The following is a 22,380-nucleotide window of genomic DNA, read 5'->3' on the forward strand; positions in this document are numbered from 1 at the left end:
TCCTTACATTTTATTAAACATTTCCATAGCTTCGCTACGCATTTCGTCCACGGTATCGATATAGGGTTGCATAGATTTATAATCTGAGTGTCCAGTCCATTTCATCATAATATGGACAGGTATTCCAAGAAACAAACCGTTGCATATAAAAGAACGTCTTCCAATGTGAGAAGTTAATAACGTGTACTTCGGAACAACCTCTTCTATACGCTTGTTTCCTTTATAATAGGTTGTCATAATCGATTCATCAAGTCCAACTAATTCGCCAAGTTCCTTGAGGTATTCATTATATTTCTGGTTAGAAATTACCGGTAGAGCCTTGTTGTTCGGAAATCTTTCGTCCTTATATTTGTTTAAGATCTCTTTTGTGTGGTTATTAAGGTCGATGATGAGTTTATCATCTGTTTTGATCGTCACTACTTCTATAAATTTCTCTTTCACAGCATCTTTTGTTAAAGCATATACATCTGAGTGTCTCAATCCTGAATAACACGTGAAAATCAGTATATCACGAACACGGTGTAAGTATGATTTTTCTTTCGGAATATCGAAAGCCTTAATATGATCAATCTCTTGCCCTGTAAGAAAAACGACTTTTTTTTCTATTTTCTTAATTTTTGGGCGGTACGACAGGAATGCTGAATTCGTAACCGTTCCGTTTCTGTATCCCCAACGAAGAAACCATTTTAAGAACTTTAAATGTTTTTCCAGTGTCGAGTTTTTAAATCCTCGCCTCTTCAAAAGAAAATCCATATACTTATCAAGCGTAGTATTATCAAAATCGTTAACACCGATGTTTGGTTTAAATTCGTAGAGGTGATTTCTGACCGTTCGAAGTTTTTTTAGTGTGCCTTCAGTCCAATTGTTAAGTTTACGGTTCTCTCGAATAAATTGATCGTAGTAATCAAAGAATTTACTTTGTATTGTTGCTTTCGAAGAAGTTTCATTTTTTGGTTTTATCTTATCATTTATCTCATTCCGTAGTGTTGATTTTAAAGGGACTGACCCTTCAATTTCATAACTTTTGAAGATATCCTGAATGACGCTCTCGATTTTTAGGAGTGATGCATTTATTTCGCTTGCAGACTGTTTAATTTTATTTGTTGTGCCATTTTTTACACGTTGCTTTTTATCATCCCATTTAGAAACGTCAACTCGAAAGCCACTGGATAAATCCAGCCTGTCACCGTCATAGTTGATTCGGACTCTGATAGGAACATTTTCTATGACCTCTAAACCGTCCTTTTTACGCTTTTCAAGTGAAAAAATAATATTTCTTTTGATGTTCATTTTTGGGTGCATGTAAAATATCTACACCCAAATTTACACCCAATTTTTCAGAATACCTAAAAATTCACAAAACCCTTAAATAACATTATAATATTGAATTACAGCTATTTATATATTCAATTAAGTGTATAAAAATCTTTAAAAACCTATAAAAAAAGAGCCTCCGGCTCCACCCGAGGGGATTGAAGACATTTCAATCCCTTTTTTTGTCACTTTTAACAAGTTTAACTCACTCATTTTCTGCAAGTTACGATTGAACAAAGGATTGATTTCGAGAGTTCGATAGCTCCCATTATCTATGATGAGCCCCAAATTGAACACCCTTGAAAGTAGCGTACGCTTATCTATGACATTGGATGATTCATAAAGTTTCGATAGATCCGAGAGCTTATTCAACTCCGAATTCAGTATCTTTTTCAGCCTTTCTTTATCTTTTCCAAGATCAAATTTATTCAGTTTTAGCGATTGTATTTTTTGCGTTAGATCGCTATGCCATCTGGAATAGGTCTCCTGATTAATACTATTATTGATCCATTTCTCCTCGACCGATCGCAAGGATTTTTCAGCTGCCGCAAGCTCCTTGTTTCTAATTTCCTTGCGCTGATTTTCTTCTTTAACTTGGTGGTTTAAGAGTTCCGTGGCCAGTGTGCGAACATCTTGAATGAGATCCTCTGGCAGACTAATTAATTTCAGAATATCGATGAGTTTTTCGTGTGCCTTGATAGCACTGATATTGTTATGCTTCGAGGTCAGTCGGCACCGATAGTAGTAATAATATTGTCCTGTCTTTCCACGGGAGGCGGCACCAGTCATATAACGTCCACAATGACATTGTAACAACCCTCGAAGTGGGATATCCTCATGCAAAGTAACAACTGTCCGTTCTTCTTTCCGGAATTTCTCTTGAGCTCGGTTCCAAGAATATTGATCGATAATAGGTTCTGCATTTTTTACCGGAAACATTCCACCAGGATTGTTTTTCCATGCTTTTACTTTTTGGAAACCACTGTACAGCGGATTCTTTAAAATACGATGGATGCTAGAATTGCCTGTATGCGAGAAACCCTGAGATATGGCAATTTCCTGAATCTTATAGATGGGGACATCCTTTAAAAATAAATCATAGATGTTCCGGATTATTTGCGCTTCCTCCTCCTCGATCACCAACTTCATTTCGCGTTCACTTCTCACCTTTACATAACCGTAAGGCGCTGCACCACCATGAATGTATTTCCCTTTGATAGCCTTAGCAGAATAGATTCCCCAATTGATATCGTTCTGCCGCTTGATGTTTTCCGAATCACCCAATAGAAATTCCAGTCCCATCATAAAGTAAGAACTGTGATCGGTAACATCGTAGACCATGCCCCGGCCTGCACTGACGATTTTTATGCCGTATTCCTTTTGGATTTTCATGACCATGTTGATCGCATCTCCCGTAATCCGGCTAAAGCGTGTCAGTTCAGAAACAATCAGGTAATCAATTTCCCGATGGTTCTTTTTGATAAATGAAAATAGAGCTTTTACATCCGGTCGATCGAATGTCTTGGCACTATAACCCTCGTCCCGGAAAGTATCGATTATTTCAACATCTGCACTAGTTGTCCATTGCGAGGTAATAAAATCTTGTCGTTCGATGCTGTGACGACTTTGGTCATAATTACTGAACCTTAAATATCGAATCCCTTTTTTCATAATTTTAACAGGATAGATTTGTTAAATAAACAACATTAAATCGGAAAAATTCCGATTATATATGAAATTATTGACATTTCTTATCGGGTATGGAGCTTATTCAAACTTAAGTTGTTCGATCAGTTCCAAAAAATACTTTTTTGACCAGATTTCAAGTTTTTGGTTATCTGGAATAAACTTGACAATATCCTCCTTCACCGCCTCCAAGGATACAGAGTCAATACGTTTCTTCAAAAGATCCAGTAATTCTTCTTTCTCGATGGTTGAATTCGTCCAGTCGCCTGTATCTTGCGCTCTGGCTAGGAAATGATCCAGATTCAATGGTACTCCTTTTCTGATGTACCACTCTAAGTCATACCAATCCCTACCCTTCACCCTATTTTGCCATTTACGAAATAGTAAAGCATGCATTTTTCCTGCAAATAGATTGGATTTGGTAAAGCATTTGACATAAAAAGAGTAAGGTTTGAGCAGAAGCTTCTCCTCGGTTTCAAAACGCAGTGGTGGTTGTCTATCCACCTCCAATTTAATCTTGAGACCAACCATTGCACCCAAGCCCGCCTCTAGCACCATTCCTTCTAGGATCAGTTCTCTCCAGACTGTTTCCGGTTTTAAGAAGGCAGAATCGATCGAAGTTCCTTTAGTCTTTTTCTTTTCTTTGATACTAACTTGCAACCCAACATGAGCAAACTCCTCCACCAGCCCTTTAAAATAGGGTTCTAACGAAAACTCAGGATCACTCGATAGCAATGAAAAATCCAAGTCTTCTGAAAATCGATCCAGTCCGTAAAATATACGCAAGGCAGTACCTCCATAAAATGCCGCTTTCTCAAAAAATCCAGATCGTTGAAGACCAGCCAAGGCTACTTCTTGCATAATCTCGCGAAGGGCAGAGAATGCCTGTTCTTGATTCTTTGGTCCATAGGATGCCAGCCATTCTTTTATCATCATAATCAATTGTTTTTAATGACCCTAATTAACCATTCAAGGCTTTTCTTTTTAGGTGATAACTTCAACCATTCCTCCATCATTTGCACGTCCAACAAGGAAAGTTGATCTGCATCCATTCGTAGATCTTCAAATAAAAATGATTCAGTTTGTAATTTACTTCTCAATAAAATGCCCGAAGTGAGGATGATCCGATCAAAGAGTGCTTTTTCGGGGCTCGCCATCAGTACGCTCTGCCTTTCCGTTACCTTGATGCTTTTAATTCCCAAAGAGTAGTAGCTTTCTTCAACATGGTAATACCGAAAACGGCCGATAGGCGTTTGATAATACTTGGCCAATTTAGTGGTACAGGATAACACCTCAAAAACCTTTTCTGGAATCATCCCCCAATATGAAAGTGCAGAATCCAAAGATACATAACTTGGCCCCCAAAGATGGTTGGCAATTAATTTATGACTAGGTGGATCCATATGCAAATTCGGTCCCGGAATATAAAGGCCATTCTTTAATGGAATCAATTTCCCCTGTTTGATCATTTCGCTGATCTTGTCATTGGGACGTTGATAGTCATTCAGCAAACTCAGGAGAATTTGGCGTGTAAGCACCTGCTCACGGTATTTCAATAAGACATCTTCGACTTTCATGTTAAATATTTACATAAAAATCGGAATAAATCCGATTTAAGCAAAATTATTTAACATTTATTTTCTTCGAGAGGGTCTTTTATATCCCCATACTCCAAAATCAGTTTCTAGGTACCTTCTCCGCACGTTCTGAAGGATGATTTCTGCCAATAGTTTAACGATCTTTTGGCGTTCTATATCCAAAGCCTCAGCAGACTGAGCCTTCCGGTCCATGTTCATTGGTGTTCCTTTCCCCTGTTCATTCATCATCTATCTCCTCATAAAAAATGCTGCCTTTTCATAATCGACAAGGCAGCACCATTTTTTAATTTCACATTATTTCAAAATCCCGTCTCTATTTTATATAGGCTTATACGACTCGGTTTATTTCGGTTGTATGAGGGTTCATAATGCAAGTAACCAAAATCATTCAAGTCGGATAAACACCCATAATAAGTACTTGATGCCCGAATTTTAGCCATCGGCATGATCTGCCGACAATAGGCCTGAATGTAGGCTGGCCGATCACATTCCATCCAATATATCCAAATGGCAGTATATATCGCAATATGGGTCGAACCGATGCGACCGTCGCTTACAATTCCGTTCATAAACTTGCTGATCAGCTCCAATTCATTTCCTGAATGCATGATATTATCCTAAGGATTGTTTTACTTTCCGCTTGGAAGGCTTTTCGGCGGATTCTCCCTCAGCTGCTGTTCCCTTTTTCACCTTCGCAGACTTTTTTTCTTCTCGTGCTTTTTCCTTTCGTTGATGTTGAGGTATGGATTGGCTAATTTTCTTATTATTGGTATCATAGATATTGATGGTTTTGTATTGCGGATTTGCCTCCACAAAGATCTTGATTGTCTCTTCACCTCGCAGCATGTTCGCAGCTTGTAGGTTTCCCTTTTTCAGTGAATCAAGAAATTCATCTCGGTATTGCTGGTTCTTGAATGATTCAATACCGATCCCTTCCAATTCTTTGGATAGATCAAATCCGTAGTTGTCGTGATATTGATTCATTTTGTAATTCCCAAACGAGTCTGTCTGCCTAAAATCCAATTGCAGCCAAGCTTTATAGTCCTCCCCGTTTTGGTTGGTTAACTCTTTATAGACCGAACGGCCACTGAGCAGGTTATAGGCTTCCTTCATCGTGATGTTCTTTCCCTTATGGATATAGAATTGCTGGCTAAGTTCTTGGCTAGCGCCCTTCTTCTGAAGTTCCATTTTGTACGAATTGAAAAAATAGAAATCCGTTTCCTTGGATTTGCTGAAATTGAGACTTGCCTGCAGGTAATCCTCTTGGTATTGGGCATGAAAGTCTAATGTGAAAGCTGGCTTTCCTTGAGTCAGCGCTTCACATAATTCATTTTCTAATCCTTCTCCGAAACCGGTGAACTTGACCTGTTCACGTAGGTATTCAAAATTTTTGCTGTTCATGATTGGTATATTTAATCGTTTATCCATTTCGCTTTCATCAAGTCTTTGTTTTTCAGCCGTATTTCAAAATTTCTTCCGCCCTCTTTCTCCTTGATTTCTATCAGCAGGTGTTTTTGATCGGCCAGCGTAAATTTGGGGAGCACATAGACGATTTTTTGTTTTGCAGAACCTGCCACGGATACGTTGTTTTTAGGTGTAGGGATCGGGCTGATTTCTAGTTCTTGGGATGCTGTCCTTTTGACCTGTTTATTATCCCGGACAAAGAACCTCAGGTTTTCCATGTCATAATCGATAGCCGATTTATTGCTGATCTGGAATACGAAATAAAACAGGTTATCTTGCACGAATAATCCCTGAAGCGCACATTCCATACCGAATGCTTTGCTACTTTTAATCAGCTTATCGGTAGGTAGCTGTTTTAATAATCTGATATTTGATTCCAAGCGCTCCTCATTGGCATCTGGCCCCGGAATCTGTCTGCTACTGATTTTAGGAACAACATACTCGAGCTCCTTTGGTGATTTTGCATAGCTTAATATAAAGCTGTGCAGACGTCCATCTCCGGTAATAACCGAGAGGTTTGTGGTGTCAAAATCGGCTATGGAAGATTTTACCTGCAGGATGTGTGCGACACCTTGGGCTTTCTGCACCAAAATATCCGGACTTCCGCGATCAACACCGACAATGGAAAAAGGAAAGACAATATTGGTGGTTTTGTTATGGCTTATGGCGAGTTTCGTCGGCTTCCTCTGCTGAGCCGCGGCATTCCAAGGATACCAGATCCCAAGGATTGCCAAGTACATAATGATGTTTTTCATGATCTATCTATTGATTAAATGTTGTTGACTCTTTATTATTTCTGCTTAAGCAAGACCCGATAACCATCCTTAATGGTCACCTTGATTAGCTTCGCTTTTCTGGTAAGCAGATCCTTTGCCGCATCGATTCCCACATCGATCGCCTTCCCACTCAGCGATTCATTCAATTCACTGAATCGCATGGCTTGTATCCCTTGATCTAAAGCGTTCTTGGCACCTTCGCGGGTGATGGATCCCGGAATATAGATGCCCGCAATCCCGTCCAAGTCAAAGAGCGCTAGTTCCACGGGCAATAAAGACTGATCCATACGAATTCCACTGATCTTGACCTGAAGTCGATCGCCTTGCAGGCCGACCACACCGAATAGCATGCTGCCTTTCCTTAGCTTTGAACCAGCAAGTTGAACATCCTCTCTCAAGCTTATCCTTATGGTGGATCCATTGACAACCGTTTGTTCTCCGTAGATTTCAGCCTGAATGGCATTTTCCTTTTGCAGCTGCATTTCCCCCGAATCACCCAGTCCAAAAAATCCCTCTACTTCACCTTCAACAATGGTATCCAGCATCAAACTTCGCGGCACAAGATCCCGTTCAGAAGTCACTCCATAGATAGCAGGTTGTAGTGCCAAAGCTTCTTCCTGCATTTCCTGCTGCAGGCGTTCGGGATGCTGAATCGTAATGATTTTCTCGAGCATGCTCGAAAGCTGAGCGAGCTCTGGGTCTTCCGTATTCCCCGTTTCCATCTTTTCCATCAATAGCTCAAGCCTTTCGACATCTGAAGAAATGGGAGAAGTTAAGGGCCTTGGTATGTTTTCGTATCGATTTTCCTGCAAGGGAGGTCTCTGTTGGTTCAGCTGGGCCTGAAGCGCAAGCAAGCTTTTTTCCAGCATTGCCGCTTGTTGAGAACCTTCATTTGCTGTCTCGAGGTTCATAAAAGCATCGTCTGTTGACGAGAATGCTCCGTCTTGAATGCTGTCGCCCGTCTGCTGGTTCCAATTCTGGTTCAGAGGAACAGATGTTATAGGTTGACCATCCTCAAGGAATACGCTATTTGCATAAAGATCCATTTTGTCCGCTTCTCCTTTACTGGAAACTTGTGCCTGTGGAATATCCAACAAGGCCCCATTTTTTAAGCTGTCTAAGGACTCCTTTTTATGTTGCCCAAGGTTTCCTATACTCCAAAATCCCATAGCGGCGACAGGAAGGATCAATAGTGGGGCGGCAAAAAGCAGCTGCTGCTTCCGCCGGCTCCATCGAAATTGTTTCATTTTATTCATGCGATTTATTTTGGTGTTTATTTTTACTTAAAAAGTCGTGGGAATTCTATGGGTAATAGCAGGGATCCATTTGTAAAGTATCGTGTTTTAGAATGATGGGCTGTATAGGAGGAGGAAAATTCAGCTGGTTGCTTTGATGCAGGTGAAATTCATGCGGCACGCGATATACTGCCGGAACGATTTCTGTTAAACGTATTAGTAGATAGATGTGTACCAGCAACAGCACACTTGAGACCGTAATAAAGCAAAACACGGGATCCCAAGGCAACGCCACTGATCTCTTTTTTAGTGTGATTGCATGCCGATCTTTAAGAACCATATCTAACCTTTCCATCTTCCCCTCCTTCCAAGATTCTTACATTTTTAATATGGATTTATCGATTTCTTTGAGTGACTTCAATATCCTTGTTTTCCAGTGTCTTCCATTGTTCAATCAGTAGCCCATGCGGATTATGGTCCGATCGCTCGATTTCTCTTAGAGCCCCCTCTGTAATGAGCGAGCGAACGACGACTTGGCTACTTCTGGTGATGGTTTGCTTACCAAAAAAGCGAAAATGCATCTCCAGCTGACGTCCAAAAAGCTGGATACTATCAACTGCGATCTTCTGGCTGACATTTCCCGAAACCAAGTTGGTATAATATCCGCTTTCCAAGAGGTCCGAGAAGACGCGGTGGGCACGCTGGTCCGCCAAGTACAGCGCCATTCGGATATTCTTACGGTTAGCCTGCTCGTCGGGTACCAAATTGAAGAACAGCTGGTGAAAATTTGCGATATGACTTTTTGCCTCGGCGTTAAAATTTTCTCCGCGATTGCTGGCGTAAGCCTCCATGGCTTTTCCCTGTGCAAGGACATAGATTCGGTCCTGCATGCCGCGTACTGACCTGAAACTCTGATACAGTGCATAAAAGCTCAGTATAAGGCTCCCAGATACAGTCAATATACTGAATAGGCGTACTTGCTGAAATGCACGATCCAAGTTTCTTAATTTTCCAAACATATCTCCTCCTTTTTAATCATAACCTTAATCAAGCACCTTACTTATTTTGGATACTTCTTACCCATAGATTGCTGACCTTTCAATTTATCGTCCATAAAGGAATCCCCCTTTCTCTTATGGGGGAAATAAGGATCCGACTGGCTGCTTCCCGACAGATCTTGGGTCATTTTATTATGGGCTGAACCTAAGGCATCGATGACCATTCCCCCTGCAGCAGCGCCCCCACTGAGGACAACTTGACTGGATTTGGATATCAGGCTTCCAACTTTCTGACCCAGCACCGAACCACCTCCCGCATGCACGATATAGTTGGCTACCGAAGGCACGCTGAAATAGCCCACGATACCGATGATCAGGAAAACCAAATACGCCAGGTCCGTCCGGCTAAAGAAGGTATCTCCTTGATCGGCGAGTTGTGAGAGGTCAAGCTTGAGCATATTTTCCTGGATTTTGCCCAGAATACCACCAAAGATATTGGCAACAGGAAGCCAAAGGAAGATATTGATGTATCTGGCGATCCAAACGGTCAGGGTATGCTGAAAGCCGTCAAACACGGCAATGCCGAATACCAAGGGTCCTAAAATGGATAGCACCACCAACTGAAAGGTTCGCAGCGTATTGATGCATAGTGCGGCGGCCTCAAACAGGATCTGTAGGACCTCGCTGAGCCATTCCTTGACTGAATTGCGGAAATTATAGGATGCTTTAGCCATGGCAAACTTGATATCATTGCCAATTTCATCCAACATTCCCTCTGATGAAGGATCTTCACCGTGGGTATATTTATACCATTTATCACGATTTCCTTCTCCGGTATCCCCTACATACATTTGCCAGGAATCGCTTTGCCTGATGGCTTCTTCCTTTTTTTCAAGCAGCACTTCAATCGCGCGGTTTGAATCCTTCACCATTGCCGAACTAGCCGATACGACCGGATTCATCACGCCATTGATCAGCGAAATGACCGATGGAAACAGGGCAATGCAGAAGCCGATGACAAATGGTCGAAGCAAGGGATAAAAATCCACCGGTTCCGCATTGGCAATATGCCGCCAGACCCTAGAACCGATATACCACGTCGCAGCAAATCCGGCAATCCCTTGGGCTACACCGATCAGTGTGCTGCAAAGGGGCATCATCTCAGCGTATAGTTGCTCCAAGACAGTATGCATACTCTGCATTTCCTGGGCAATTCCCTGCCCCTTGGATACCAAGGGAATCATAGAAGCAAATAGAATCAAGCCCAAGTATATTAGTAAAGGTTTCATCATCCAGAATTTTAAGGTTGTTCAATTTGCTTTCGAATGGATCTTACATCATTCACTTCCTTCTTGCGCTGAAGCAGCAGCAATTTGGAATCATTGGAAAATTTTCTTAGAAAGATCGTCATCTCTTGCATTTCATCATGGATTCCATCGATCGCATGGAGCCGTTCGGAGTCGTTCATGCTGAGCGCTCGATCACTTAAGACCATCACCAGCTCCTCCAAGTTATTTAACGAGCGGTCTAACAGGCCTTGATAAATCTTTACCAGATAGCTCAGTTCCCCGTCTTGAAAAAGATTTTTCTTATTTAGTTGCCTGTTGAAAGTTCGGCAAGTTTCGAGGATATTCAGCTGCATTTGAATGATGTCGGCAACTTTATGGTATCGCCTCACCGTTGGACTTACGCGAAGCAGTGCATCCAAAAAGGTTTTGTGTAGGTTGAAATTACTCGCACTCAGACCCTTAACAGTACGGTAGCCGCCTTGAAGGATGTTATAGCCCTGTTTCATTTGCTTGAAAATGGTTTTAAACTGCGCCAGCTTCTCCACATTGAGCAGTAGCTGAACCACCTCAGCGGATTGTGACCTAACTGGCAGTGCCTGAACCAAGATCATCAATAATGCAAAAATTATCGGTTTTATCGCTTTCATTTTCTTTACTTTTGTTGATGAAGCCTTTGCATATCAGAAGATCGCTTCAGATGCTTAATCCTATTATTTTCCAAGTAATTCATCGTTATCTCCACTTCCCGGATCATTAGGAGATGCTCTTTCAAATGCTCATGAATTTGCTGCAAACGAATCAATCTTTGCTGATCTTCTAGGTGAAAGGATTCCTCCAGTAATTCCACAACCTGATCAAAACTCGTAAAGCTTTTCTTAAAGATACCTTCCAACATAGATCGCATATATTGCTTTTCTACTTGGGAAAGTTCACTTCCTGTTAGGCGTTTGCTCAGCCGGCGATGCATAGCGACAATTTCCATCAGGATGGCCGTACTCTCAGCAATTTTTCCGAATCGACGTACAGCAGGGCGAACTAGTCCAAGGGATCTAAAAAAAGTCTTGTGGAGCCTGAATTCATCTTGCTTCCATTCGGCTACGATGCCCATTCCGGTACGAAATACACGGTAACCCTTAGTCAAAAGATCTAGGTACATTTGGTTGGCAAGAATCTGGGTCAGCAGGTATTCTTGCTGAGTCTTCTTCTGCCGGATCCATTCTTTTAGTGTTTGCCCTTGAACTAGGCTTATGGTCAGCTGGATTGCACAAGCCAAGGCGATCCATTTTCTCATCGTTCTAAATTTTTATCAGGGATTCCATGGAGTTTTTTGATTCGCAGAACCTCTTTTAAGGATTTACTCCGTTGCAGGCTGAGCAAGCTATTCTGCCGGTTGAACCGTAAAAGGCTCTGGTAATTATCCTCGACTCGATCGCTTAGGACATTGATTAGTTTCATGCGTTCACCATCACTCATCTGAAAAGAACAGGAACTCACCAAACTGGTAAGCTCCTCGACATTACCTAGGCTTTCCGCTAAGATGCCGGCATACACTTTGGCCATATAGTGCAGTTCTTCTGCTGTAAAATGGTCTTTCTTTTTAAGGTCGTTCCAAGTTCGCTGATAGATTCCTACCATAGCGACTTGCTTTTGAATAATCTCCTTCACCTGATTAAATTGGAGTAGGACTGACTTTACCTTCATGAGCGATTCATAATAGGATGCAAATGTTTCCTTTTGACGGAAGCTCCAGGCAGCAATCTCGTCCAAACGAGTTTTGGAGAGTAGATTTTCTATTGTTTTTTGTGTTTGTTGAAGCCAGATTGTTTTGTTTTGCAGCCGCTGAACTTTCAAATCCATGGCCTTGACTACTTTTTTTATCGCCGCCTTGATGACTTCTGAAAGGACCAATTGTGCACTGGCCGTTGGCCGGTTTGGCACAATATGCATGAACAAAAAAAGCAACATAATTACGATAAAATGCTTTTTCATAACCCTATATATCGATTAATTAAAGTTTATATACTGATCAGTTATTTACTTGATGTTATCTTTAACCATAGCCTTTACAGCACTTTGAACATCCCCATGCTGAGCATCCATGTAACTTCGCAGGCGAAATTTTTCGCGTTCCTCGGTCGTGTAGACCAGATACTCCTCCATCGACACTTCCGTACGGTAAACTTTGCTAATGACACCTGCAAGGCTAATAAAGACTTCCTTATATTTCAGATTAGGATCATTCGCTCGGTTCAGTGAGAGCACTTGTGCCTTTTCTTTTTCGGTCAGACCAAGGAGTTCTTGGATCTGATCAAATCTGTTTTGATATTTACTTTGGTCGAGCAAAATCTTGCAATCGCTATTGTTGATGATGGCTTGCTTGACCACAGGCGAAGAGATGATGTCATCGACTTCCTGGGTAACCACGACCGCCTCACCGAAATACTTTCTGACCGTCTTGAAAAGGTATTTGATATATTCAGCAAAACCTTCCTTCATCAGGGCTTTCCACGCTTCTTCGATCAGGATCATCTTACGCACACCTTTCATTTTTCGAAGCTTGCTGATGAAAACTTCCATGATGATGATGGTAACAACGGGAAATAGAATCGGGTGGTCTTTAATGTTGTCCAGCTCAAAGACTATAAACCTTTCGTGGAGCATATCCAACTTGTCTTGGCCATTGAGAAGGTAGTCAAATTCACCTCCTGCATAGTAAGGACGCAGCACATAGAGAAAATTATCGATATCGAAATCCTGCCTCTTCACACGATCCCTAGCCACCGTTTGACGAAAAGTGCCATGGAGGTACTCATAGAAACTGTCGAAACAGGGGAAAATTCCGTCCTTTAGGGCAAGATATTCATAGAAACCGCTGATGGCGTTGGATAAGGCAACATATTCTGAACGGCGAAAAGCTTCGTCATCTTTTTTCCATAGCGCGAGCAGCAGTGTCTTAATACTTTCTTTTTTTTCGGTATCCAGCTGGTCCCCCTGTCCTAGGTAAAAAGGATTGAACCGGATTGGATTGTCTTCGGTATAGGTAAAGTAATAGCCTCCAACCAGCTCGCAAAGTCCTTGGTAGGAATGTCCAACGTCCACCAAAACCACATGGCAGCCTTGTTCAAAATAAGTTCGGACCATGTGGTTGGTAAAGAAGGATTTTCCACTTCCTGAAGGTCCCAAGATAAATTTATTCCGATTCGTACAGATCCCCATTTCCATAGGTTCATCACTGATGTCAACATGGAGTGGCTTTCCGCTAAGTCTGTCTCCAAGCCGGATACCAATAGGACTAATCGAACTTCGATAGCCTGTTTCCAGATTCAAAAAACAGCTGGCTTGGTTGGTAAAGGTATCGAAGCATTCGTTCATAGGAAAAGAACCTGCGTTTCCAGGTATCCCTGCCCAGAAAATTTGAGCTGCTCCTACCGTTTCTTCTTTGATCCGGCAGTCCATGCTCGCAAGGGAGGATGAAAGCAGTTGCTTTGCTTTTTTAATTTGTTGTTCCTCTTCTGACCAGATCAGAATATTAAAATGCGCTTTGACAGCTTGATGCTGCAGCGCAAAAGCTTCGTTTAAAAAAGCATTGGTCGCATCCCTAGCAATAAGGTTCTGCCGACTGTAAGCTGCAAGGGATTGTAGACGCAAACGCTTTCCTTCCATTTTTTTTAAGGTCTGCTCGGCATCTTCCAAAAAGATATACTGGTTATACAGGTGATTGCAGGGAAGCAGTTGTCCCAAATGCGAAGCAAAACCCACGCTGAACTTGCTCCTGTCTGTGCTGTATTTATCGTAGTTCATGCGGCTTGCGCACAGCGATGGAAGGGATTCCGCATCACCGAGGGTATAACAGCCTACCTCTTTTCCGCCAATTCGAATGCCATTGCTTAGATCAATGTCACGTAGCAAGAGTGGATCGTTGCCTGACGAAAGTGTACAGTACCGTTCCAGCAGTCCTGCCTGGTTCAATGTACTCTCTAGCTCGTCATGCCTCATATCTCGAATTCGGCAAAGTCCACTTTCTTGAAGGATGTTCACGAATTGCTGGCAACATTCCCGAAAACGTTCCGCATAGTCATCCTCCAAAATGTTTCGTGGAACAAGATTAGGCTTGATCAGGTTCGAAAAAAGCGAATTGACAATTCGTTTAGGTTCGACACATTTGCTGAGTAGCAAAAAGCATCGATGGTCAAGAAATGGACGTTCATGGAAATGTCGGTCTGAAGATTGGCTCATAAAACTGTTAGGATCGGGTCGAAATTCTGCTCGAAAGACACTTTCTAGAAACCAATCCTGCTTATGCAGGATGCTGTGCTTTGGTAGCAGCCGCAAAGCACGAACCCAAGCTTGATGAAAACCCTCAAAATCCTGTTCGCTTGAGGTAAATATTTCTGGAAGCACCAGTTCATAGGCCAACGTCAGATCGCCCATTTTACTTACCAATGCATTACCTTCGATTTCCAATATTGGAAACAACGCTTCCATCGACCTCTCCTTTGCCATATCTGTATCTTATATTTTAAGGACTTACTTAAGTGATTTGATTATTATCTTTTAAATCTCGCTTCCAAACGAAAGACCGATCTATTTCTGCTCCTTATAGCTATAGGTAACTGTGACTTGGCAATTTTTTTCATCAGGCCATACTGTCCATACTTCCGACTAAAGCGAAATATTTGGATAAAAAGAATGCATCCCAAGGTTATAATGATTGCCAAGCATAGCATACTTGGGACTCCCAGATAATAAAGCCCCGCAAACAGGAACAGCAACAGGAGTATTCCGATAGCCAGATACCAGATGTACTGCGCTTTGAGTCCTTTGAACTCTAGGGGTTGATTGATGCCCTTATTGATCGGGTAAACTGCACTTGCCATTTTCCTATACGTTGAAAAACGATTTGATTACCGTTGCTACCAACACTAAAAACACACAGCTTCCAAACCATGCCGCCGCGACCTTACCTGTATCAGGATCTCCATTGTTCCATTTCTGGAATACCTTGACCGCTCCTATAAGTCCTAGTATTGCCCCTACGGCATACATCAACTTGGTGCCGGAATCAAAATAGCTCCTTACCTTCTCATTGGCTTCATTGATGCCCGCCAGGCCATCTTGGGCAAAAGCAATTTCATGAACCTGCAAGCAGGCAATAAAAATCAATTTGCACAATTGCTGCTTCCACCTCCTTGGATTCCCTTCAATTTTCTTCATCACTATGTGGGTTAAGTTTTACTTTTTTTGGTAAGCGGAATGTCCCGGTCAACAGGCAACCATTCTCCCTATTCTCCAATTGCCCCAACGCTGCTGGTGCTGTGAGGGGACATCCGCTATATTTTTATGCGATCGATTTCCAGATCCGATCCATCTGTTTTTGGCTAAGCTCCCCTTGCATATCCTTGGATTCCTGAAGAATCATTTCCTCGATGGAAGGCCTTAATTCCACTTGACATAATAAGGGATATTGCATAAGCAGGCCTAAGATGTTTATATGGAGATCTTCTGCACTACCCTCGATTCGCGATTGCTTAAAGATCGTTCTGAGTTTTTGGCAGAACCGGTCCAATTCCATTTCCACCTGAAAACCTTTGTCTTGATCCTCTTGGCTATCTTCAGCTCGTTCATTCCTAGTATTTTGAAAAGGTGTAAATTGCTGAGTTGAACCTTCGAAAAAACTCAAAAACCTCCTGCGGTAAAAAATGACCAGCAAAATCAAATAATAGTGCATGGTCGATGCCATGGCCAGCAAGATAAAGTGATTCCAGTTCAGTTCTTTCATGACGCTTTACGTATTGGTTATCATTCTAATAAACAGACACCTGTCCGTTCCTAAGATCAAAGTAAGCGGTTGACGCCTTGGCAAAAAAGAACAACTTTCTTCTTGTTCCTCTGCTGTTCCCTGTTCCCGTCCCAAATTGTTTCCAGAGCGACCATTTTATCATTTACTCCCTGAAAAGAATTCTGCCATGAAGTCCGGACTTCGGGTCGGTGGCGGAACAAAAAATTCCGGCATAAACGCTGTCCCAGCCAACTTCCCTTCCTTTATTCCGTTGCTTTTTGCCCTTGCTTCCATTCATCCGCACCAGATGCCATAATTCATTCCATTCGTAAACTTAAAATTGAAAACTATGGAAACTCAACAAAATCAACAGGAATGGCAACAGGTTGCCGAAGTACGCATATCTTACCAAAACCCAGTTCGACCTTCCCAAAGACCAAAGCTCACATCTTCCAAAGAGGTTTATTCCCTACTGCTCACCTGCTGGAATGCAGAAAGGATAGAGTATGCAGAAGAATTTAAGATTCTATTGCTCAATACGGGAAATAGGGTGCTAGGAATCTATCAAGTTTCCGCAGGTGGTATTGATGCCACCCCAGTGGATGCCAAAGTGATATTTACCGCAGCCCTCAAGGCGAATGCCTCAGCTTTGATCCTGGTGCACAACCACCCCTCGGGAAACCTGGTTCCCAGTGACCCTGATATCCTGCTCACAAAGAAGATCGACCAAGCAGCACGGTTGTTGGACATCCGCGTACTTGACCATCTGATCATAACACCAGATGGTTATTATTCTTTCAAGGATTCCGGAAGGCTATAATTACAGACTTCCTCCTCCTTATTGAGGCTTATAGGATAAGGTTCCATAAGCCTTTTTTTATGGAATTTGAAAATTCACAACTTACAAGCAAACCCGCTGTGCATGGATAAATAAGGCTAGCTTTCAACTTAATGATAGTTCAGTTGAGGGGTTTATGTTGATTCCACCAGTTTGAAAGTTATGTTCTTTGATCCGCTCATTACTTCCCTTCTTCAGCAAGTTTAGGAATAGGAACCGATCTTTAGGTAGAACAGAGAACATTCAAAAGGATAAATCGTTTGATTCGGTCCTTAAACGAGATGAAGTTAGTAAATAAGTAAATAAGTAAGTAAGTAAGTAAGTAAGTAAGTAAGTAAGTAAGGGATAATTGCAGATTTCAATAGCTTTGGATCTTTTCGATCATCTTCTCCAGCAGGCCAACAGCAACCTGTCGGTCCCTATCTTCTGGAGAGTACGCTTTGCTGCGGACCGCTCCATAGGAAAGATTTACCTTGCGGTCGGTACTTAGGAATGGGATGATCTGCCGAAAGACCGCGTTCATGGATTTGGCTCCGACCAATCGGCTTTCATCCATAGCACGCAGGATGAGCGCAAGCTGGTCAGCAGAAAGGTTGCAGGTAATTTTCTCCATACCACTTTGCTTGGCCTTGACTCCATCCTGAAATGGAGGTCGAACCCCTTTTTTGTCTTCAGAGGACAAATACCTTTCGATAAACTGTTCCAACAACCCGATCATTCGGTTTTTTCTGATGCCGTTAAACCTTGAGATTCTCTTTAGTGTCAGAAGGTATTTCCCAAAAGATTCCATAAAGGAAATCTGCTCACAGGGGTCCGATTTTTCGATTCCTCTTTTAACCCTTTCGAGTAACCTGCTCAGGTATAGCCCATCCCGATAATCCAACAGGATCAGGTTCGCATCGACCCAGGTTAACGGAGGGTGATGGATGCTCTGAGGGACATGCTTAAATCTATCCATAAAGTCTCTCAGTTTTTTCAATACGCCATAGCTAGGATTTCGTTCCAACCGTTCACTGAGGATCTTTTTGAGCAAATCGATAGTATCTCCTGCATTGGTTGGAAGGGGCACCTGAGCGGGTTCAAAAGACTCGTCAAGCTCCCTTTGGAACGCCGTTACCATCCGTTTGCTCAAGGGATCATTTCCGTTCAAATGCTGGGAAAACCGTTCATCGATTTCCCCTAAAAATGTCTCCAATAGATTGACACATTCGCAAGGCCTGCCTTGTAAACCATCAGGTTCAATTTCCTTTGAAAGGTTCTTCAACATATAAAGGATGGTATTCCGTACTTTCCTGAATTCCCTTTCAAATTGGTTTTGCTTTTTTCGTAAGAAGTACATTCGTTGGATTGATCTTGCGGTTTGGGTCAGTATTTCTGATAGAGATGTATCCTCAAGTGCACCTCCACTCGCACACATTGAAGCGGAATCGTACCACCCAATCAGTGCCATCAATTTTTCCGTTAAATCCTTTCCCATAATCACCGAACTGCATGAAAAATTTTTTCCAATCGACAATCATCCCTATGCTCAGGCCTGAGGAAGGTTCATTCGACCGGCCAGGCCATCAATACAGCCATCCAAATGGTTGAAGAAATGGATCCGCTCCTTTTCCGAAAGTTTGCTCAGGCAGCTGGACTTATTCAATACGCCACGGATCCAATCAATGGTTTCGGTAACGTACCTCATGTCCAAAGTAGCGATGCTATTGATGGTATAGAGCTTGACCGATACGGACTGCTGGCCATCAAATCGGCACAGCATCTGGCTTATGCCCAGGTTAACGGGCGATAGGTAGAGGTCAAAGTGCACACCCTCGTGTTTTTCCTGCCTTTTGGTCCATCTTTTTAGATTCGTTATGAGATGGCCGAGCTGCTCCAGTAGCAGGCCAATGCTATCCTGATTTCGAAAGCTACCGATGTCATAATGGTATTCCAGGAGTTCCAAGATTGGCCCGATCGTACCCCTTGACCAGATTTCCCTGGATGGGATCCTGCAGTAGGTTTCATGTAGGTTTTTAAACACCGGTTCCAGGTGCTGCTTTTTGAGTTCATAAACAAAATCCTCATAACTGACCCCTAGGTTCAGCACGGCTTGGTTCCAGGAGTAGAGCTTAAAATAGGTTAGCTCGGCAAATTCCATAAAATGGAAGATTGGGACGTCGTCGGCACAGAAGATAATCTCCTTTTGCTCGCAAGAAACCATGTGCTGAAGTTGGAGAAGCAGCTGGTGGATATATTGGGTATAGTTATAGCTATCCTGATGGTTGAGGCTCGTGTGCTTAAATACTACATTGTGCCGGTCACTAAGCAGATAACTGTCCAGCGAAATGCCATAATGGCGGCAGAGCTTCCCTAGTTCACTGGCAGTGAGCTGCACATCACCACGCTCCCTGCGGTAAACCGCATCCCTGCCCAGGTGCAGCAGTTCGGAAATTTCCTTCGACCAGGAGGCCGGATTGGAAATCCTTGACCGAATTTCCTCAAATAACAATTTTTGAATATCCATAACTGGAAAATTTAGGTTCAAAAACTAGACGAATTCGCAAAATATAAATTAATAATTAATATCACAATCTTTTTGCTGCATTGGTTAACAAATATTTTATTCAGTTAAATAATTGCAGAAACAGCGGATGTCACTGGACCTCTTACGGCATTCGCCAAAATTATCATCGTTCCTTGCCCTACTTTTAGCTAAAAGCAATACAGCTAACCATGATACAGCCAATTGATAGCTTAAACAGCATTTTGGGACCTTCCCATACCCGTTATTTTTCTTTTGGATTCAGCAGGTTCCAATTTCAGGTTTCCAATTTCAGCCTGGGTGGACAAAACCAGATCCGAGGATCATTTTCCGTTCATTATGATGGTCCGCAAAGGCCAAACCAACAGGCACTACACTTGGGAAGTATGGAATATGTTGCCATGGGCCTATTTTTGGCAGAGGGCATACTCATCAAGCAGAAACGGCTGACCAGGCACGAAATTAACCGTTCCATCCTGCGGAACCTTACGCTACAAATAAAAAAATCAATGGACATCACAAGCGGGATGACCGTTCCGTTTGAAATATCCATTGCTGAATCCCATCAGGATCTCAATTCGATCAACATTGGCTTGACAAGCCTGGAAGTAAAGATCCAGAATGCCCAGTTGCGTATCGTTATTGACCACCCCGGCCCAACCCAGATCGATTTTCGGGATTTTGATCTATGGCCTTTTGGAGAAGGTTCCCTCCACCGAGAGCTCTACAGGCAGCGCAACCTCGAATTGGACCAAATCCACATGGACCTACAGACTGAATCCATTTCTGCCCAATTATCAGGACCGTCACCGTATCCTGCGGATGTTTGGGGATTCAGTGCCTATGACAATCCCCTTAGCCCTTTGGACAGCGTTCGGATATCGGGACAGCTGATGCAGGTGCTGCTGTATTCCCTTCTGTCTAAAGATCGGATGGATTGTCCCAATATTTGGCTTCGGAGCATGGAAATCGACTTTAAGCGACCCTACCGATCCGATTGTTACCGCGTTGATCTGCAGTTCGACCTCCGCCAGCAGACCATGCTGCGCGGGAAAGCTTGGCAGACCGTTTCGCTCATGAGCCAGATGGGAAACATGGATGCAAAATTTAAGATTTGCCATGAGATGCCCTGAACATAAGCCACGCATCGTGATCAGCGGGACCTACTGCACCGGAAAGACCAGCCTCACACTCGCCCTTTCACTAGCTACCGGGATTCCAACGACCCATGCCCCAACCATGCGTGAGATCCTTCCTTGGTTATTTCCGGGCACCTCGCTAAAGGATTGTTCCTATGCACAGTTGCTTCGTTTGGGGATGGAACGCTTTGAGCGGCGCGTGCATGCCGAAGCTGGATTGTCCACTGGCTTCATCAGCGACGGCTGTCCACTGCAGGAATGGCTCTATGGTAGCACCAGGTTGATCACCGGTGCTTACCCCGAGGAGAATAATTGGACCATGCTGTGGAAGAAACTCAAGAATTTTCGCCAATATCAAGATTTTGAGCTGTTGCTGGCTGGTTTTGAAAAGATGGCTAAGACCTATGCAAAGAACAGTTATGACATCTTCTTTCATCTACCAATAGAATTTCCGTTTGTGGAGGATGGACATCGTCCTACCTCGGAGCGTTTCCGAAAGGTTTCTGAGGAAAGGCTGTTGGCATGCTACAATGAGCTGGAAATTTCTCCTGTAATCATATTTGGAACTATACATGAGCGATTAGCGCAAATATTAAACTATCTAAATTTAGAACCTTTGATTTCGTTGGATCATGCCATTCAGTTCGCCATAGAGCTCAAAAAACAAAATTTTGATAGAATTTCTTTAGAGTAACAGGATTGACAATATGAAGTTCGAGCTTTTTAATAATGATAAAGGAATGATGCGGGAGCTACTCGTAGGAGTGCCCTCAGAGTCTTTTGAGGAATCTAACTATCAAAAGATTCGTCATTGGTCCGACAAAATAGAACTCGTTCAGGAAAATTTCAATTGCCAATCTGTCTTGGTCGATCAATATCTCCTTGAGACCGACAAAAAATGTGTGATATCAATTCTATCTCAACATGCTTGTTATGTACTTATTTCATTTTTTCAAGGCAAAGCCAATTATTCAATGGAAGATTTAAAGGAAAGCATTTTAGTGGAAGAAGGACACTGTGTTTTCTTTTATATCAGGCCTGGAGAATATCAGGCAGCCTTTTCACCAGGAAAGCATGCCTTTCGAGTAATCAGTTTCGCGCACGATGTCAGCGTCTTATTTGCAAACCAGTTTCCCGTTCTGTTGCAATTCATCACTAGGAGCAAGGAAACATTGGAATCCTTTCAGACCTGTCTCATGGATACCAAATACCGAAGTGAACTTTCCAAATTGCATCCAAACTCACTCAAACAACAAGCCCACCAAACTCAATTTATACTGATTCAACTTAGCAAGCTCCTTTCCACATTCAAGGGTTTGATACAAGGAAGAGATCGTTTCTCCGAAGAAAAGAAATTGGTACATAATATCATTCTAACCATCGATTCATCTTTGAAAAACCAACAATCAATCAGGGTATCTGATCTGGTTCGAGACTTTCCGATAACCAGGCGCAAACTTGAAAAACTATTTAGTTTCTATCTTCATATTGGACCTTCAAGGTACATCAGGAATAAAAAAATAGATCGGGTCAAGCAATTACTGATGTCCACCGATCAAAGCTTATTGGAAATATCCTTAAATGTAGGATTTAGTGATGTGCATTCGCTCAATCGGACATTTAAGGCCTATACTGGTTCTACCCTTTCCGAATTTCGAAAGAACAATCAGCCTGAATAAGGGACTTTATGCGAAATTTAACACGGCACAATTAGTCGGAAAACGGCTGCATTCACAGGCT

General features: G+C 42.5%; 23 protein-coding genes. 4 read left to right on the top strand and 19 right to left on the bottom strand.

The annotated features are described in order from the left end of the window. Positions 1 to 3 precede the first annotated feature (3 nt). From ACK2WI_RS03770 to ACK2WI_RS03850, 17 genes are all read right to left on the bottom strand, one after another. Positions 4 to 1,290 carry a phage integrase SAM-like domain-containing protein gene (locus ACK2WI_RS03770; RefSeq protein WP_409149824.1) on the bottom strand — a complete coding sequence of 429 codons (1,287 nt, stop codon included), beginning with the start codon at positions 1,288 to 1,290 and terminating at the stop codon, positions 4 to 6. Between the two features lie 138 nt (positions 1,291 to 1,428). Beyond that, entirely contained in the window at positions 1,429 to 2,985 is a 1,557-nt protein-coding gene (locus ACK2WI_RS03775; RefSeq protein ID WP_409149825.1) for a recombinase family protein, read from the bottom strand. A gap of 96 nt (positions 2,986 to 3,081) precedes the next feature. Beyond that, a complete protein-coding gene (locus tag ACK2WI_RS03780; RefSeq protein WP_313258226.1) occupies positions 3,082 to 3,936 on the bottom strand; it encodes a nucleotidyl transferase AbiEii/AbiGii toxin family protein in 855 nt (284 codons plus the stop codon). Between the two features lie 2 nt (positions 3,937 to 3,938). Continuing rightward, positions 3,939 to 4,577, bottom strand: a complete 639-nt coding sequence (locus tag ACK2WI_RS03785; protein ID WP_409149826.1) for a hypothetical protein — start codon at positions 4,575 to 4,577, stop codon at positions 3,939 to 3,941. Positions 4,578 to 4,634: 57 nt separating this feature from the next. Next, positions 4,635 to 4,826, bottom strand: a complete 192-nt coding sequence (locus ACK2WI_RS03790) for a hypothetical protein (protein WP_313258231.1) — start codon at positions 4,824 to 4,826, stop codon at positions 4,635 to 4,637. Positions 4,827 to 5,210: 384 nt separating this feature from the next. Continuing rightward, positions 5,211 to 5,999: a hypothetical protein gene (locus ACK2WI_RS03795; RefSeq protein WP_409149827.1), complete on the bottom strand. Its 789-nt coding sequence runs from the start codon at positions 5,997 to 5,999 to the stop codon at positions 5,211 to 5,213. Positions 6,000 to 6,010: 11 nt separating this feature from the next. Further along, the gene (traN, locus tag ACK2WI_RS03800) at positions 6,011 to 6,817 is read right to left on the bottom strand and encodes a conjugative transposon protein TraN (RefSeq protein WP_313258235.1); all 807 of its coding nucleotides are present in this window, start codon (positions 6,815 to 6,817) and stop codon (positions 6,011 to 6,013) included. Between the two features lie 35 nt (positions 6,818 to 6,852). Next, entirely contained in the window at positions 6,853 to 8,085 is a 1,233-nt protein-coding gene (traM, locus tag ACK2WI_RS03805) for a conjugative transposon protein TraM (RefSeq protein WP_409149828.1), read from the bottom strand. A gap of 383 nt (positions 8,086 to 8,468) precedes the next feature. Further along, positions 8,469 to 9,092 carry a conjugative transposon protein TraK gene (traK, locus tag ACK2WI_RS03810; protein ID WP_409149829.1) on the bottom strand — a complete coding sequence of 208 codons (624 nt, stop codon included), beginning with the start codon at positions 9,090 to 9,092 and terminating at the stop codon, positions 8,469 to 8,471. Between the two features lie 41 nt (positions 9,093 to 9,133). Beyond that, a complete protein-coding gene (gene traJ, locus ACK2WI_RS03815) occupies positions 9,134 to 10,363 on the bottom strand; it encodes a conjugative transposon protein TraJ (protein WP_409149830.1) in 1,230 nt (409 codons plus the stop codon). 8 nt (positions 10,364 to 10,371) lie between these two features. Further along, a complete protein-coding gene (locus ACK2WI_RS03820; RefSeq protein WP_409149831.1) occupies positions 10,372 to 11,007 on the bottom strand; it encodes a TerB family tellurite resistance protein in 636 nt (211 codons plus the stop codon). 5 nt (positions 11,008 to 11,012) lie between these two features. Beyond that, positions 11,013 to 11,651, bottom strand: coding sequence for a hypothetical protein (locus ACK2WI_RS03825; protein WP_409149832.1), 639 nt, complete (start codon positions 11,649 to 11,651; stop codon positions 11,013 to 11,015). Beyond that, on the bottom strand, positions 11,648 to 12,349 hold the full coding sequence (locus tag ACK2WI_RS03830; RefSeq protein WP_409149833.1) for a conjugal transfer protein TraI: 702 nt from the start codon (positions 12,347 to 12,349) through the stop codon (positions 11,648 to 11,650). Before ACK2WI_RS03830 ends, ACK2WI_RS03825 begins: the two co-directional genes overlap by 4 nt. A gap of 45 nt (positions 12,350 to 12,394) precedes the next feature. Then, a complete protein-coding gene (locus ACK2WI_RS03835; protein ID WP_409149834.1) occupies positions 12,395 to 14,863 on the bottom strand; it encodes a TraG family conjugative transposon ATPase in 2,469 nt (822 codons plus the stop codon). Between the two features lie 44 nt (positions 14,864 to 14,907). Next, a complete protein-coding gene (locus tag ACK2WI_RS03840; protein ID WP_409149835.1) occupies positions 14,908 to 15,237 on the bottom strand; it encodes a DUF4133 domain-containing protein in 330 nt (109 codons plus the stop codon). Between the two features lie 4 nt (positions 15,238 to 15,241). Further along, positions 15,242 to 15,574 carry a DUF4134 domain-containing protein gene (locus tag ACK2WI_RS03845; protein WP_254529362.1) on the bottom strand — a complete coding sequence of 111 codons (333 nt, stop codon included), beginning with the start codon at positions 15,572 to 15,574 and terminating at the stop codon, positions 15,242 to 15,244. 124 nt (positions 15,575 to 15,698) lie between these two features. Next, positions 15,699 to 16,139, bottom strand: coding sequence for a hypothetical protein (locus ACK2WI_RS03850; protein WP_409149836.1), 441 nt, complete (start codon positions 16,137 to 16,139; stop codon positions 15,699 to 15,701). 349 nt (positions 16,140 to 16,488) lie between these two features. Here ACK2WI_RS03850 and ACK2WI_RS03855 point away from each other — a divergent pair, with 349 nt between their 5' ends. After that, on the top strand, positions 16,489 to 16,959 hold the full coding sequence (locus ACK2WI_RS03855; protein ID WP_313258262.1) for a JAB domain-containing protein: 471 nt from the start codon (positions 16,489 to 16,491) through the stop codon (positions 16,957 to 16,959). 376 nt (positions 16,960 to 17,335) lie between these two features. Here ACK2WI_RS03855 and ACK2WI_RS03860 read toward each other — a convergent pair whose 3' ends face one another. Both ACK2WI_RS03860 and ACK2WI_RS03865 read right to left on the bottom strand, forming a co-directional pair. Next, a complete protein-coding gene (locus tag ACK2WI_RS03860) occupies positions 17,336 to 18,454 on the bottom strand; it encodes a hypothetical protein (protein WP_409149837.1) in 1,119 nt (372 codons plus the stop codon). Positions 18,455 to 18,505: 51 nt separating this feature from the next. Then, a complete protein-coding gene (locus tag ACK2WI_RS03865; RefSeq protein WP_409149838.1) occupies positions 18,506 to 19,483 on the bottom strand; it encodes a helix-turn-helix domain-containing protein in 978 nt (325 codons plus the stop codon). Positions 19,484 to 19,692: 209 nt separating this feature from the next. Between ACK2WI_RS03865 and ACK2WI_RS03870 the strand changes: the two genes are divergently transcribed. Genes ACK2WI_RS03870 through ACK2WI_RS03880 form a run of 3 tightly spaced genes read left to right on the top strand, consistent with a single transcriptional unit; the run spans position 19,693 to position 22,319 of the window. Continuing rightward, positions 19,693 to 20,634 (top strand): AvrD family protein, encoded by a 942-nt coding sequence (locus ACK2WI_RS03870; protein ID WP_409149839.1) that lies wholly within the window; start codon positions 19,693 to 19,695, stop codon positions 20,632 to 20,634. Positions 20,635 to 20,650: 16 nt separating this feature from the next. After that, complete coding sequence (locus tag ACK2WI_RS03875; protein ID WP_409149840.1) at positions 20,651 to 21,334, top strand: ATP-binding protein; 684 nt, start codon at positions 20,651 to 20,653, stop codon at positions 21,332 to 21,334. Between the two features lie 13 nt (positions 21,335 to 21,347). Continuing rightward, on the top strand, positions 21,348 to 22,319 hold the full coding sequence (locus ACK2WI_RS03880) for a helix-turn-helix transcriptional regulator (protein ID WP_409149841.1): 972 nt from the start codon (positions 21,348 to 21,350) through the stop codon (positions 22,317 to 22,319). Positions 22,320 to 22,380 lie beyond the last annotated feature (61 nt).

Origin of the sequence: Sphingobacterium sp. BS-2 (assembly GCF_046161205.1) — a bacterium.
Lineage (GTDB): Bacteria > Bacteroidota > Bacteroidia > Sphingobacteriales > Sphingobacteriaceae > Sphingobacterium > Sphingobacterium mizutaii.